Source organism: Raineyella sp. W15-4, from assembly GCF_033170155.1.
Classification (GTDB): Bacteria; Actinomycetota; Actinomycetes; order Propionibacteriales; family Propionibacteriaceae; genus Raineyella.
Map to the genome: position 1 here is coordinate 1,369,076 of NZ_CP137079.1, position 12,655 is coordinate 1,381,730.

At 70.8% G+C, this 12,655-nt stretch carries 12 protein-coding genes and 1 riboswitch; of the genes, 8 read left to right on the top strand and 4 right to left on the bottom strand.

Annotated features, from left to right (window positions below):
• Window positions 1-15 precede the first annotated feature (15 nt).
• From tsf to gdhA, 6 genes are all read left to right on the top strand, one after another.
• Window positions 16-831, top strand: coding sequence for a translation elongation factor Ts (gene tsf / locus R0145_RS06355; protein WP_317839526.1), 816 nt, complete (start codon window positions 16-18; stop codon window positions 829-831).
• A 141-nt stretch (window positions 832-972) separates the two neighbouring features.
• Window positions 973-1,683 (top strand): UMP kinase, encoded by a 711-nt coding sequence (pyrH, locus tag R0145_RS06360; protein ID WP_317839527.1) that lies wholly within the window; start codon window positions 973-975, stop codon window positions 1,681-1,683.
• A 187-nt stretch (window positions 1,684-1,870) separates the two neighbouring features.
• Window positions 1,871-2,392 (top strand): ribosome recycling factor, encoded by a 522-nt coding sequence (gene frr, locus R0145_RS06365; RefSeq protein ID WP_411742096.1) that lies wholly within the window; start codon window positions 1,871-1,873, stop codon window positions 2,390-2,392.
• Between the two features lie 2 nt (window positions 2,393-2,394).
• Window positions 2,395-3,297 carry a phosphatidate cytidylyltransferase gene (locus R0145_RS06370; protein WP_411742079.1) on the top strand — a complete coding sequence of 301 codons (903 nt, stop codon included), beginning with the start codon at window positions 2,395-2,397 and terminating at the stop codon, window positions 3,295-3,297.
• A 131-nt stretch (window positions 3,298-3,428) separates the two neighbouring features.
• The gene (rlmN, locus tag R0145_RS06375) at window positions 3,429-4,544 is read left to right on the top strand and encodes a 23S rRNA (adenine(2503)-C(2))-methyltransferase RlmN (RefSeq protein ID WP_411742097.1); all 1,116 of its coding nucleotides are present in this window, start codon (window positions 3,429-3,431) and stop codon (window positions 4,542-4,544) included.
• Window positions 4,545-4,648: 104 nt separating this feature from the next.
• Entirely contained in the window at window positions 4,649-5,986 is a 1,338-nt protein-coding gene (gene gdhA, locus R0145_RS06380; RefSeq protein ID WP_317840164.1) for an NADP-specific glutamate dehydrogenase, read from the top strand.
• Window positions 5,987-6,133: 147 nt separating this feature from the next.
• Here the strand turns inward: gdhA and ribH are convergent, their stop codons facing one another.
• From ribH to ribD, 4 genes are read right to left on the bottom strand one after another with little or no spacing between them, the layout of a single operon-like run.
• A complete protein-coding gene (gene ribH, locus R0145_RS06385) occupies window positions 6,134-6,613 on the bottom strand; it encodes a 6,7-dimethyl-8-ribityllumazine synthase (RefSeq protein ID WP_317839528.1) in 480 nt (159 codons plus the stop codon).
• 1 nt (window position 6,614) lies between these two features.
• Complete coding sequence (gene ribB, locus R0145_RS06390; RefSeq protein ID WP_317839530.1) at window positions 6,615-7,889, bottom strand: 3,4-dihydroxy-2-butanone-4-phosphate synthase; 1,275 nt, start codon at window positions 7,887-7,889, stop codon at window positions 6,615-6,617.
• On the bottom strand, window positions 7,882-8,511 hold the full coding sequence (locus R0145_RS06395; protein WP_317840165.1) for a riboflavin synthase: 630 nt from the start codon (window positions 8,509-8,511) through the stop codon (window positions 7,882-7,884). The genes ribB and R0145_RS06395 overlap by 8 nt, the downstream gene beginning before the upstream one ends.
• A gap of 2 nt (window positions 8,512-8,513) precedes the next feature.
• Complete coding sequence (gene ribD, locus R0145_RS06400) at window positions 8,514-9,617, bottom strand: bifunctional diaminohydroxyphosphoribosylaminopyrimidine deaminase/5-amino-6-(5-phosphoribosylamino)uracil reductase RibD (RefSeq protein WP_317839531.1); 1,104 nt, start codon at window positions 9,615-9,617, stop codon at window positions 8,514-8,516.
• A gap of 145 nt (window positions 9,618-9,762) precedes the next feature.
• Window positions 9,763-9,893: riboswitch (FMN riboswitch) on the bottom strand.
• A gap of 163 nt (window positions 9,894-10,056) precedes the next feature.
• Here ribD and dxr point away from each other — a divergent pair.
• Together dxr and R0145_RS06410 are read left to right on the top strand one after the other, a co-directional pair.
• The gene (dxr, locus tag R0145_RS06405; RefSeq protein WP_317839532.1) at window positions 10,057-11,256 is read left to right on the top strand and encodes a 1-deoxy-D-xylulose-5-phosphate reductoisomerase; all 1,200 of its coding nucleotides are present in this window, start codon (window positions 10,057-10,059) and stop codon (window positions 11,254-11,256) included.
• A 36-nt stretch (window positions 11,257-11,292) separates the two neighbouring features.
• Complete coding sequence (locus R0145_RS06410) at window positions 11,293-12,591, top strand: M50 family metallopeptidase (RefSeq protein WP_317839534.1); 1,299 nt, start codon at window positions 11,293-11,295, stop codon at window positions 12,589-12,591.
• Window positions 12,592-12,655 lie beyond the last annotated feature (64 nt).

A 12,655-nucleotide genomic window follows, 5' to 3' on the forward strand; every position in this document is an offset into this window, starting at 1 on the left:
AGGACCAAGGAACAGATGGCAATCACTGCAGCAGATGTCAAGAAGCTCCGCGACTCCACCGGCGCCGGCATGATGGACGCCAAGAAGGCCCTCACCGAGGCCGACGGCGACTTCGAGAAGGCCGTGGAGATCCTGCGGGTCGCCGGCCAGGCCAAGACCGCCAAGCGGGCCGACCGTGAGGCCTCCAACGGCTTGGTCGCCAACAGGGGCGGCGCCCTCATCCAGCTGGGTTCCGAGACCGACTTCGTCGCCAAGAACGAGGAGTTCATCGCCCTCGCCGACACCATCGCCGAGGCCGTCGAGGCGGCCCGGGCGACCGACGTCGCCTCCGCCAACGCCGCGAAGCTTGCCGACGGCCGCACCGTCGAGGAGGCCATCCAGGAGCTGGCCGCCAGGATCGGCGAGAAGTTGGAGCTGAAGAACGTCGCCTACTTCGACGGCAAGACCAACGTCTACCTGCACCGCCGTTCCTCCGACCTGCCCCCGCAGGTCGGTGTGCTGCTCGAGTTCGAGGGCGACAACGAGGATGCCGCCCACCGCACCTCGATGCAGATCGCGGTGATGAACCCCAAGTACCTCACCCGCGACGAGGTCCCGGCGGCCGATGTGGAGAAGGAACGCATCATCGCTGAGGGCATCGCCAAGGAGGAGGGCAAGCCCGAGAAGGCGATCCCGCGGATCGTCGAGGGCCGCGTCAACGGCTTCTTCAAGGACGTCGTCCTGTTGGAGCAGATCTCCGAGGTCTCCGATGCCAAGGAGACCGTCGGCAAGATGCTGGAGAAGGCCGGCCTGACGGTCAGCCGCTTCGTCCGCTTCGAAGCCGGCGCCTGATCCGACCGCGACGTGCGCCACGAGGGACCTCCCTCGTGGCGCACGTTGTCGCATCGGCGCCCGGATCTCAGCCGGGGCACCCGGATCGCCTAGGCTCAGCTACCGCACACCACATCCGACGCACCCGACGGGAGACCATCCATGAGTTCGTACCATCGCATCCTGCTGAAGCTGTCCGGTGAGGCCTTCGGAGGTGGCAAGGTCGGGGTCGACCCGCGGGTCGTCGACTCCATCGCCCACCAGATCGCCGACGTCGTACGGGCCGGGGTGCAGGTGTGCATCGTGGTGGGGGGCGGCAACTTCTTCCGCGGGGTCGAGCTGCAGCAGGCCGGGATGGAGCGGGAGCGGGCCGACTACATGGGGATGCTCGGCACGGTGATGAACTGTCTGGCCCTGCAGGACTTCTGCGAGCAGGCCGGTGTCCCGACACGGGTGCAGACCGCCATCGAGATGCGCCAGGTCGCCGAGCCCTACATCCCGCGCCGCGCCGATCGGCACATGGAGAAGGGACGGGTGGTGATCTTCGGCGCCGGATCCGGCATGCCGTACTTCTCCACCGACACCGTGGCGGCCCAGCGGGGGCTGGAGATGCACGTCGACGCGCTGCTGATGGGCAAGATGGGCGTCGACGGGGTGTACGACTGCGATCCGAAGACGAATGACGACGCCAAGAAGTACGACCAGCTGACCTACGACGAGTACCTCGCCCGTGACCTCAAGGTCGCCGACGCGGCGGCGGTCAGCCTCGCGCGGGACAACGACCTGCCGATGATCTTCTTCAACCTCAACACCGAGGGCAACATCATGCGCGTGGTGAACGGCGAGCGGATCGGTACTGTTGTGCACAAGTGACGCGCTGCGTCCGCCATCGCGACGGACGGTCTGAGAGACTGGTCCGGCCGCAACCACCCGACGCTCCTGCGGCTCGGCCGTCCCCGTTCCCGCGGGCCGGCCGCCCCCGAGACGCGGCGCCTCCGCCGCAAGCAGAGAAAGGAACCCCCTCGTGATCGGCGACATCACCACCGAAGCGAAGTCCAGGATGGACCATGCAGTCGAGTTCGCCAAGGAGGAGTTCGCCGCCATCCGGACCGGGCGGGCCCATCCTGCGATGTTCAACAAGTTGACCGCCGAGTACTACGGCACCCCCACCCCGCTGCAGCAGCTGGCCTCGTTCACCGTCCCCGAGGCCCGGATGATCCTCATCACGCCGTACGACCGCAGCGCGATCAACGCCGTGGAGAAGGCGATCCGCGACTCCGACCTGGGCGTCAACCCGTCGAACGACGGCATCTCGATCCGCTGCGTGCTGCCCGAGCTCACCGCCGAGCGCCGCAAGGAGTACACCAAGCTCGCCAAGTCCAAGGCCGAGGACGCCAAGGTCTCCGTCCGCAACGCCCGCCGCGCCGCCAAGGAGGCTATCGACAAGCTGGTCAAGGACAAGGAGATCGGTGAGGACGAGGGCAAGCGCGCCGAGACCGAGCTCGACAAGACCACCAAGAAGTACACCGACCAGATCGACGAGCTGCTGAAGGCCAAAGAGGCCGAATTGCTCGAGGTCTGACCTTGTCGGATTCGGGGTCACCGACCGGCTCCGCCCGGCCCGGTCCGGCGAACGGCACGCCCGTTCCCGGGACGGGCCGAGCCGGTCGGAATCTTCCGGCCGCCATCACCGTGGGGGTCGTCTTGTCGGCGGTCCTCATCGCCAGTCTGCTGTGGTGGCTGCCGGGGTTCGTCATCCTGGCCACGACCCTGATCGGGATGGCCGCGGTGGAAGTGCACCAGGCCCTGCGCAAGGTGGGGATGACGTCGGCGATCCTGGTCATCGAGACCGGCCTGATCGCGATGATGGCCGGCTCCTACCTGACCCTCACCCTGACCACCCGGCACGCGGCCACCTACCTGCTGGTCTGCCTCGGTGCCACCGTGCTCGCGGCCTTCCTGGTCCGCCTCCCCCGGGGGGCCGAGGGCTTCGTCAAGGACACCGCGGCGAGCATGCTGATCATCGCCTACCTGCCGCTGATGGGCGCTTTCGCCAGCCTGCTGGTGGGGGAGGCCGGCGGCGCCGCCCGGGTGTTCCTCTGGCTGGGCACGGTGATCTGCTCCGACACCGGCGGGTACGTGTTCGGGGTGCTCTTCGGCCGCCATCCGATGGCCCCCACCATCAGCCCGAAGAAGACCTGGGAGGGGTTCGCCGGCTCGGTCATCCTGGGCACGGCCTTCGGCACCCTGGTCGGCCACTTCATCCTCGGCAGTCCCTGGTGGGTCGGGATGCTCATCGGCGTCGTACTCGTCGGGGCGGCCATCCTGGGTGACCTGGTCGAGTCGCTGATCAAGCGCGATCTGGGCCTCAAGGACATGGGTGACTTCCTCCCCGGCCATGGCGGAGTCACCGACCGGATCGACGCGATGCTGCTCTCCGCCCCGACCGCCTGGATCCTCATGCATTTCCTCATCCCCGGAGCCTGACCGTGACCCCTCGACCCATCCCGCCGCTCGACGACACCCGCTCTCCCGACCTCGCCGCGACGACCCCGGCAGCCGGGGCCGAGCCCGACGAGTCGACGGCCCCTGCCGCCGGGCCGCGTCCGCACCCGCAGCTGGTGTTCGCCGCGCCCCGCCGAGGGAAGCCGCCGGTGCACTGGGCCGACTTGGGCGTCGAGGAGCGCAAGGCCGCCGTCGTCGCCCTCGGGCTGCCCGCCTTCCGCGCCCAGCAGCTCTCCCGGCACTGGTTCGTCCACTCCACCGCCGATCCCGCCGACTGGACCGACATCCCCGCGCACCGGCGCCAGGAGATCGCGGACGCCCTGTTCCCGCCGTTGCTCGAGGAGGTCCGCTCGCTCACCGCCGACGCCGGCACCACCGTCAAGACACTGTGGAAGCTGCACGACGGGTCGATGGTCGAGTCCGTCCTGATGCACTACCCGGCCTCCGAGGGATCCGCGGCCCGGACGACCGTGTGCGTCTCGTCCCAGGCCGGCTGCGGGATGGCCTGCCCGTTCTGCGCCACCGGCCAGGGTGGCCTGCAGCGCAACCTCAGCGCTGCCGAGATCGTCGCCCAGATCGTCGACGCGAACGCACGCCTGGCGGCGGGACAGATCCCGGGCGCGACCGGGCGGGTCGGCAACATCGTCTTCATGGGCATGGGCGAGCCGCTCGCGAACTACGCCACGGTCATCCGGGCGATCCGTACGCTGCTCGCCGACCAGCCCGACGGGCTGGGGATGAGCGCCCGCGGGATCACCGTGTCGACCGTCGGGCTGGTCCCGGGGATCGACAAGCTGGCCGACGAGGGCCTGCCGGTCACCCTCGCTCTGTCGCTGCACGCCCCGGACGACGAATTGCGCAACGACCTCGTCCCGATCAACAATCGGTGGCGGGTCGCGGAGGCTGTCGATGCCGCCTGGCGTTACGCCCGGGCGACGAAACGTCGTGTCTCGATCGAGTACGCGCTGATCCGCGACGTCAACGATCAGGCCGAGCGCGCCGATCGACTCGCCCGTGAGCTCAAGAAGCGGGGCGACTGGGGCTGGTTCCACGTGAACCTGATCCCGCTGAATCCGACGCCTGGGTCGAAGTGGACGGCATCGCGCCGCCGCGACGAGCAGGAGTTCGTCCGACGACTGGAGGCCCACGGCGTCCCGGTGACCATCCGGGACACCCGCGGCCGCGAGATCGACGGAGCCTGCGGCCAGCTGGCCGCGACGGTGCGATAACGGACACCAGGTCCGGTCGTACGCGACGCAACGGGAGAGGCGTCCGCGTACCTGCATTCGCCCGGTGATCCTTGGAGGAGGAGAAAGAGTTGAGCCCTGAAGCGCTGCGCAGGAATCTGCAGGTGGTCTACGACACGGTCGTCCGCCGCAACCAGGGGGAACCGGAGTTCCACCAGGCCGTCCACGAGGTGCTCGAGAGCCTCGGCCCGGTGTTCGCCCAGCATCCCGAGTACATCGAGGCGGCGATCCTCGACCGCATCGTCGAGCCGGAACGCCAGGTGATGTTCCGCGTCCCGTGGATCGACGACGCCGGTAAGGTCCGGGTCAACCGCGGCTACCGCGTCGAGTCCAACTCAGCGCTCGGCCCGTACAAGGGTGGTCTGCGGTTCCACCCCACGGTCTACTCCGGCATCATCAAGTTCCTCGGCTTCGAGCAGGTCTTCAAGAACTCTCTCACCGGTCTGGCGATGGGCGGCGGCAAGGGCGGCTCGGACTTCGATCCGCACGACAAGTCCGACAACGAAGTGATGCGTTTCTGTCAGTCCTTCATGATCGAGCTCTCCCGCCACATCGGTGAGTACACCGACGTCCCGGCCGGCGACATCGGCGTCGGCGGCCGGGAGATCGGCTACCTCTTCGGGCAGTACAAGCGGCTGACGAACCGGTTCGAGGCCGGCGTGCTGACCGGCAAGGGCCTCACCTGGGGCGGCTCCCTGGCCCGCACCGAGGCGACCGGCTACGGTCTGATCCACTTCGTCACCGAGATGCTCCGGATGGACGGCCAGGACCTGGACGGCAAGGTGATCTCGGTCTCCGGGTCGGGCAACGTGGCGATCTTCGCGGTCGAGCTGGCTCAGCAGCTGGGCGGTCGGCCGATCACCATCTCCGACTCGTCCGGCTACGTGGTGGACTCCGACGGGATCGACCTCGAGCTGCTCAAGCGGGTCAAGCTGGAGGAACGCGGCCGGGTCTCCGACTACGCAGCGCTGCGCCCCGGGGCCCGGTTCGTCAGCGGCGGCAGCGTCTGGGACGTCCCGGTCGAGATCGCCCTGCCGTGCGCCACCCAGAACGAGATCCACGGCGACCACGCCGTCACGCTGGTCAAGCACGGTGTCAAGCTCGTCGCGGAGGGGGCGAACATGCCGAGCACCCCGGACGCCATCGAGACCTTCCGGCAGGCGGGGGTGAAGTTCGGCCCGGCGAAGGCCGCCAACGCCGGCGGTGTCGCGACGTCCGGGCTGGAGATGCAGCAGAATGCCAGCCGGGAGTTCTGGTCGTTCGAGATGACCGCGACCCGGCTCGAGACGATCATGAGCAACCTGCACACCCGCTGCCTGGAGGCGGCCGACCGGTACGGCTGCCCGGGCGACTATGCGCTCGGCGCGAACGCCGCCGGCTTCGTCAAGGTCGCCGACGCGATGCTCGACCAGGGCGTCGTCTGACCCCACCGGCCGGTCGGCGACGGCACGGGCCGCCGTCGCCGACCCGCCGGCCACCCCGACCGACGTCACGGCCGGGCCAGCTGTCGGAGCCGGGACCGGCCAGGCCAGCCAGGCCGGCGCCCTGACGGCCGGGCCGACCGGGTGGTTTCAGCCGCGGCCGGCCGGGACCGCGTCGAGGGCGTCCAGCGTGGCCAGCACCGCGATGCCCGCCTCGTAGCCCTTGTCCTCCTTCGAATCGGGCAGCCCGGCCCGGTCCAGTGCCTGCTGCTCGTCGTCGCAGGTGAGCACTCCGAAACCGACCGGGACCCCGGTGTCGACGGCGACCTGGGTCAGCCCGATGGTGGCCGCCTCACAGACATAGTCGAAGTGCGGCGTACCGCCCCGGACGACGACCCCCAGGGCCACCAGCGCGTCGAACCGGTCGGCGAGACGCCGGCAGACGACCGGCAGTTCGAAGGTGCCCGGGACCCGGACGACGGTGACCTCGGTGACCCCGTGCTCCGTCAACGCCGCGGCGGCGCGGGCCACCATCTGGTCGGTGACCTCGGGGTACCACTGTGCGCCGATCACGGCGACGCGCCGCCCGGTGCCGTTCGCGGTGATGTGCGGGGAGCCGAAGCCGGCCATGTCAGACCTCCTGGGGGGTGGCGATGGAGTGCGGCACACCGTCCAGCAGGATGCGGTGGCCCATGCGGTCGCGCTTGGTGCGCAGGTAGAACTCGTTGTCGGGGGTCGGCTGGGTCCACGACGGGGCGACGTCGGTGACCTCGATCCCGGCGGTCCGCAGCGCGCGCACCTTGTCCGGGTTGTTCGTCATCAGCTCCAGCCGGGTCACCCCGAGGTCGTACAGGATCGCCGCCGCGGCGCCGTACTCGCGGTCGTCGACCGGCAGCCCGAGCCGGGTCTGCGCGTCGACGGTGTCCAGACCCTCGTCCTGCAGGTGGTAGGCCTGCAGTTTGGCCAGCAGGCCCACCCCACGCCCCTCGTGGCCGCGCAGGTAGACGACCGCGCCGCCCCGCTCGGCCACCGTGGCGAGGGACTGTTCGAGCTGGGGTCCGCAGTCGCAGCGCAGCGACCCGAAGACGTCCCCGGTCAGGCACTCCGAGTGCACCCGGACCGCCGGCACGCTGCCGTTGCGGCCGCGCAGGCCCCGGGGGCTGATCAGCGCCACGTGCTCGGCGCCGGTCTGCAGGTCCAGGTAGCCGACCACGGTGAACTCGCCGTTCGGGGTGGGGAGCCGGGTCATCGCGTCCCGCCGGACCCGGTCGTGGGTCTCCCGCCAGCTGGCCAGCTCGGCGATGGTGATCACCGCCAGGCCCTCCGCCGCGCCCAGGGCGAGGACGTCGGGCGTCCGCATCATCGAGCCGTCGTCGTGCACCAGTTCACCGATCGCGCCGACCGGCTCCAGCCCGGCGAGCCGGCACAGGTCCACTGCGGCCTCGGTGTGGCCACGTCGCTCCAGGACGCCGCCGTCGCGGGCCCGCAGCGGGAGGATGTGGCCGGGCCGGATCAGCGCGTCCGGCCCGGACTCCGGGTCGGCGAGCACGTGCAGCGTACGGGTCCGGTCGTGGGCGGAGATGCCGGTGGTGACCCCGGTGGCGGCGTCGCAGGAGACCGTATACGCGGTCCGCAGCGGGTCGGAGTTGCGGGCGACCATCAACGGCAGTTCGAGCGCGTCGGCGCGGGCCCGCGACATCGGGGCGCACAGGTAGCCCGAGGAGTGCCGGATGGTCCAGCCCAGCCACTCCTCGGTCAGGGTCTGCGCGGAGAGGATGACGTCCCCCTCGTTCTCCCGGTCCTCGTCGTCCAGGACGAGCACGGGGCGGCCGCGCCGCAGCTCCTCGAGCGCCCGCTCGATGGGGCTGAACCCGACCGCCGGCCCGCTCACGACTGACTCACTCATGATCTCCTCCGTTCTGATGCGCCCATCCGGTACCGGTCCGGTCCAGGTAGGTCGCCACGTACTTGCCGATCACGTCGACCTCGAGGTTGACCGTCGCGCCGATCGGCAGCCGGCCGAGGGTCGTGTCGGTGAGGGTGGTCGGGATCAGCGACACGGTGAACGCGTCGGGGTGTACGTCGACCACGGTGAGGGACACCCCGGCCACGGTGACCGAGCCCTTCTCCACCAGATACCGCGACAGCTCGGCCGGCAGCCCGATCTCGACGATCTCCCAGGCGTCGCCGGGGGTGCGGGAGCGTACGACGCCGGTGCCGTCGACGTGGCCCTGCACCAGGTGCCCGCCCAGCCGGCCGCCCGGGGACATCGCCCGTTCCAGGTTGACCGGGGAGCCCGGCCGCAGTGTGCCGAGGTCGGACCGGGCCAGGGTCTCGGCCATCACGTCGACGGAGAAGCCCTCCGCGTCGACCTCGGTGACGGTGAGACAGACGCCGTTGACGCAGACCGAGTCCCCGTGCTCCGCGTCGGAGACCACCCGGGGACCGCGGATCCGCAGCACCGCGGAGTCCTGCCCGGGTCGTACGTCGACGACTTCGCCGATCTCCTCGACAATGCCGGTGAACATGGTCATTCCTCCCTCCCGGCCGGAGCCAGGGTCAGTCGCAGGTCGGGGCCGACGCGGGTGACGTCGACCAGGTCCAGGTGCACGGCGTCGGCGAGGGTGCCGATGCCCAGGTCGCCGACCATCGGCCGGCCGGCGCCGAGCAGGGTCGGGGCGAGATAGACGACGACCTCGTCGACCAGGCGGTCCCGCAGGAAGGCTGCCGCCAGGGTGGCGCCGCCCTCGAGCCAGGCGTGCCGGATGCCGGCCCGGTGCAGTTGGGCGAGGGCTCGGCCCGGCTGATGGTCCGGCACGAACAGCGTCTCCGCCTCCGGCGACCGCAGCCGCGCCGTCTCCGGCAGCGGCCGGTCACCGAGCACCACCCGGAGCGGCTGGCGCCCGGTGGGCCGGCCCTCGGCGTCGCGGACGGTCAGCCGCGGATCGTCGGCCAGCGCGGTGCCGGTGCCGACCAGGATTGCGTCGCAGGTGGCGCGGAGCCGGTGCACGTCGGCGCGGGCGGCGGGGGAGGTGATCCACTGCGAGGTGGCGTCGGCGGCCGCGGTGCGCCCGTCCAGGGTAGCGGCCACCTTCCAGGTGACGTACGGGCGCCCGAGCCGCACCGCCCGGGTCCAGACCCGGTTCACCGCCTCGGCCTCGGTCGCCAGCAGGCCGCCGCTGACCGCGATGCCCGCTGCGCGGAGGGTGTCACCGCCGCCGGCGGCGGTCGGATTCGGATCGGGTTGGGCGAACACCACCCGTGCCACGCCGGCCTCGGCCAGGGCGACGGCGCACGGGCCGGTCCGGCCGGTGTGGTTGCAGGGTTCCAGGGAAACGTACGCGGTGGCGCCGTGGGCGGCGGGACCCGCTGCCCGCAGGGCCTCGATCTCGGCGTGCGGGGTGCCCGCGCCGTGGTGCCAGCCCTCGCCGACGACCGTGCCGTCGGGGGCGACCAGCACCGCGCCGACCCGGGGGTTGGGGTCCGGGAGGGGAGAGCGGAGCGCCAGATCGATCGCCCGGCGCAGCCGGAGCAGGTCGGTCCCGGTGGCATCTGACACAGTGGCATCTGACACAGTGGCTTCCGGCGCGACGGCGTACGACGCCGGGCCGTCCACGGCATCCGACCGGTTCATCGCCCCTCCTCAGGTCCTGACGGGACCCCGGGGCGATTCTTGGGGAGACTCCTGCCACGTGACGGATCGGCGGTACGCTCCGCACCGAGGTGCGGTCACCACCGCAGCACACCCGCCGGCAGAGCCGACGTGTGGTCGCCACGTACGCGTGCGCCTCCCATCCGGACTTTCACCGTCGGTCCCGGAATTCCACCGGATCAACCGACCGCCGTGGAGGGCGGCCGGGTCGCGGACTGTCACCGCCGGTTCGGACTTACACCGACCCCGGAGCACGTATCGCTGAGATTACCACGCGCTCGCCGTCCGCCACAGTGTCCGCGATGTGGACCCGATGGCCAGAGATGTGGACGAGCCGCCCAGAAAGGTGGCACAGGTCCCGGCGGTCCTCGGGGTCCGCGTCAGGGACCGTCGGAACCGCCGGCCGTGGGAGACTGAGCGGGTGCGTGACGTGATCATTCTGGGCAGCACCGGCTCCATCGGCACCCAGGCGCTGGAGGTCATCTCCTCCCGCCGTGACCGGTTCCGGGTGGTGGGACTGGCCGCCGGTGGCGGCAGCATCGCGACGTTGGCCGAGCAGGTGCTCGAGTTCGCCCCGCGGACGGTGGCCCTGGCCCGGCCGACCGCGGTCCAGGACCTGCAGCTCGCCCTCTACGCCGCGGCACAGCAGCGGGGGTGGAACCGGGGCGACGTACGCCTCCCACGGATTATCGCCGGCCCCGACGCGGCGACCGAGCTGGCCGCCGACCCCGCCGACGTCGTGCTCAACGGGATCACCGGGTCGGTCGGCCTGCTGCCCACCCTGGCGGCGCTGCGGGCCGGCACCACGCTGGCCCTGGCCAACAAGGAGTCGCTGGTGATCGGCGGCCGGCTGGTCACCGAGGCCGCGGCGCCCGGACAGCTCGTCGCGGTCGACTCCGAGCACTCCGCCTTCGCCCAGTGCCTGCGCGCCGGACGCGCCGACGAGGTCGACCGGCTGGTGCTGACCGCCTCCGGCGGCCCGTTCCGGGGCCGGACCCGGGCCCAGCTCACCGATGCCACCCCGGAGCAGGCGATGGCCCACCCGACCTGGCAGATGGGCCGGGTGATCACCATCAACTCGGCGACCCTGGTCAACAAGGGCCTGGAGCTGATCGAGGCCGGGCTGCTCTACGACATGCCGCTGGACCGGATCCAGGTGGTGGTGCACCCGCAGTCGATCGTGCATTCCGCGGTGCAGTACGTCGACGGGGCGCTGATCGCGCAGTGTTCACCGCCGGACATGAAGCTGCCGATCGCCCTGGGTCTCACCTGGCCGGACCGCGTTCCGGGCGCCGCGGCCCCGGTGGACTGGACCACCGCGGCCGCCTGGACGTTCGAGCCACTGGACACCGAGGCGTTTCCCGCGGTTGAACTCGCGCGGCGTGCGGGCACACTGGGGGGGACGGCGCCGGCGGTGTTCAACGCTGCGAACGAGGTGTGTGTCGACGCGTTCTGCGAGGGACGGATCGGCTTCCTCGACATCGTGGACACCATCGCGGACGTGCTGGACGACCACCTGTCGGGCGGATTCCTCGGCGACGAGGAGATCACCGTGGAGTCGGTGCTTGGCGCCGATGCCTGGGCGCGGCGGGCTGCGGGCGCCCGCACTACCGGGGCCTGAGGAACGGCCGACGCAGGATCAGAGACAGGACGCACGATGCAGACGGTGTGGTACGTACTCGGGGCGCTGGTCTTCTTCGCCCTCATCATGCTGTCGATCGCGCTGCATGAGATCGGGCACCTGATCCCGGCGAAGCTCTTCAAGGTCAAGGTGACCGAGTACTTCGTCGGCTTCGGCAAGACGCTGTGGAAGCGCCGGATCGGCTCCACCGACTACGGCGTCAAGGCACTACCGCTGGGCGGGTACGTACGTCTCGTCGGGATGTACCCGCCGGCGCCCGGTGAGACCCGGGTGAAGGCGAGCGGCAGCAACTTCTTCCAGCAGATCGCCGAGGACGCCCGGGCGTACGAGTGGGAGGAGATCACTCCCGAGGACGACGGCACCCTCTTCTACCAGAAGCCGGTGTGGCAGCGGCTGATCATCATGGCCGGCGGGGTGACGATGAACCTGCTGCTGGCGTTCCTGCTGTTCCTCGGTGTCACCGCCATCGCCGGGGTGGCCCGGCCGACCCTCACTGTGGCGTCGGTGTCGGAGTGTGTCATCCCGGCCAGCCGCACCGACCAGACCTGCCAGCCGGGCGATCCCCGCACCCCGGCCGCCGCGATGGGCGTGCAGGCCGGTGACGTCATCGTGAGCTTCAACGGGCGTCACCCCGCCGACTGGGACCAGCTCTCCACGATGATCCGGGACAACCTGTCGGCTCCCGCCACGCTCGTCGTCGAGCGCGGCGGACAGACGCTGAGCCTGCCGACCGCTCCGACCGTCACCACCGGTGTCGCCAGCCGGGTCGACCCGGGGCACAATGTCGAGGCCGGCTTCCTGGGCGTCTCGCCGAAGGTCGAGGTGCAGCGCGGCGGGCCGGTCGCGGTGCTGAAGGACATGTGGACGATGACCGAGCAGTCGGCGTACGCCCTGGTCAGCTTCCCGGTGAACGTCTGGCACACCGCTGTCGGTCTGGTCACCGGGCAGCCGCGCGACATCTACGGGCCGGTCAGCGTCGTCGGCGCCTCGCGGGTGGCGGGTGAGGTGGTCACCACCAACCAGCTCAGCTCCGCCAACAAGGTGGCGGTGGTGGCGCAACTGCTGGGGTCGGTCAATCTCTTCGTCGCCCTGTTCAACATCGTTCCGCTGCCGCCGCTGGACGGTGGTCATGTGGCCGGCGCGCTCTGGGACGGGCTGCGCCGAGTCGCCGCCCGGCTCCGCAGCCGGGCCACCCCGCCGCCGTTCGACACCACGAAGCTGCTGCCGCTGTCCTGGGCGGTGACCGCCTTCGTGGTGGTCGCCGGGCTGGTGCTGGTCGTCGCGGACCTGGTGGCGCCGGTCCGGCTCTTCTGAGCTCGCGGGGGCGGCGAGTCCTTCTTACGAGCGGGGGAGCGCGGCGGCTTCTTCGGGCCCGTGG

Bases quoted from the DNA above. Each gene is read 5' to 3' on its own strand.
- ribD (WP_317839531.1), bottom strand. From the start codon at position 9,617: ATGAACCGGTCGGATGCCGTGGACGGCCCGGCGTCGTACGCCGTCGCG.
- tsf (WP_317839526.1), top strand. From the start codon at position 16: ATGGCAATCACTGCAGCAGATGTCAAGAAGCTCCGCGACTCCACCGGC.
- R0145_RS06395 (WP_317840165.1), bottom strand. From the start codon at position 8,511: ATGTTCACCGGCATTGTCGAGGAGATCGGCGAAGTCGTCGACGTACGA.
- R0145_RS06410 (WP_317839534.1), top strand. From the start codon at position 11,293: ATGCAGACGGTGTGGTACGTACTCGGGGCGCTGGTCTTCTTCGCCCTC.
- pyrH (WP_317839527.1), top strand. From the start codon at position 973: ATGAGTTCGTACCATCGCATCCTGCTGAAGCTGTCCGGTGAGGCCTTC.
- ribB (WP_317839530.1), bottom strand. From the start codon at position 7,889: ATGAGTGAGTCAGTCGTGAGCGGGCCGGCGGTCGGGTTCAGCCCCATC.
- frr (WP_411742096.1), top strand. From the start codon at position 1,871: ATGGACCATGCAGTCGAGTTCGCCAAGGAGGAGTTCGCCGCCATCCGG.
- ribH (WP_317839528.1), bottom strand. From the start codon at position 6,613: ATGGCCGGCTTCGGCTCCCCGCACATCACCGCGAACGGCACCGGGCGG.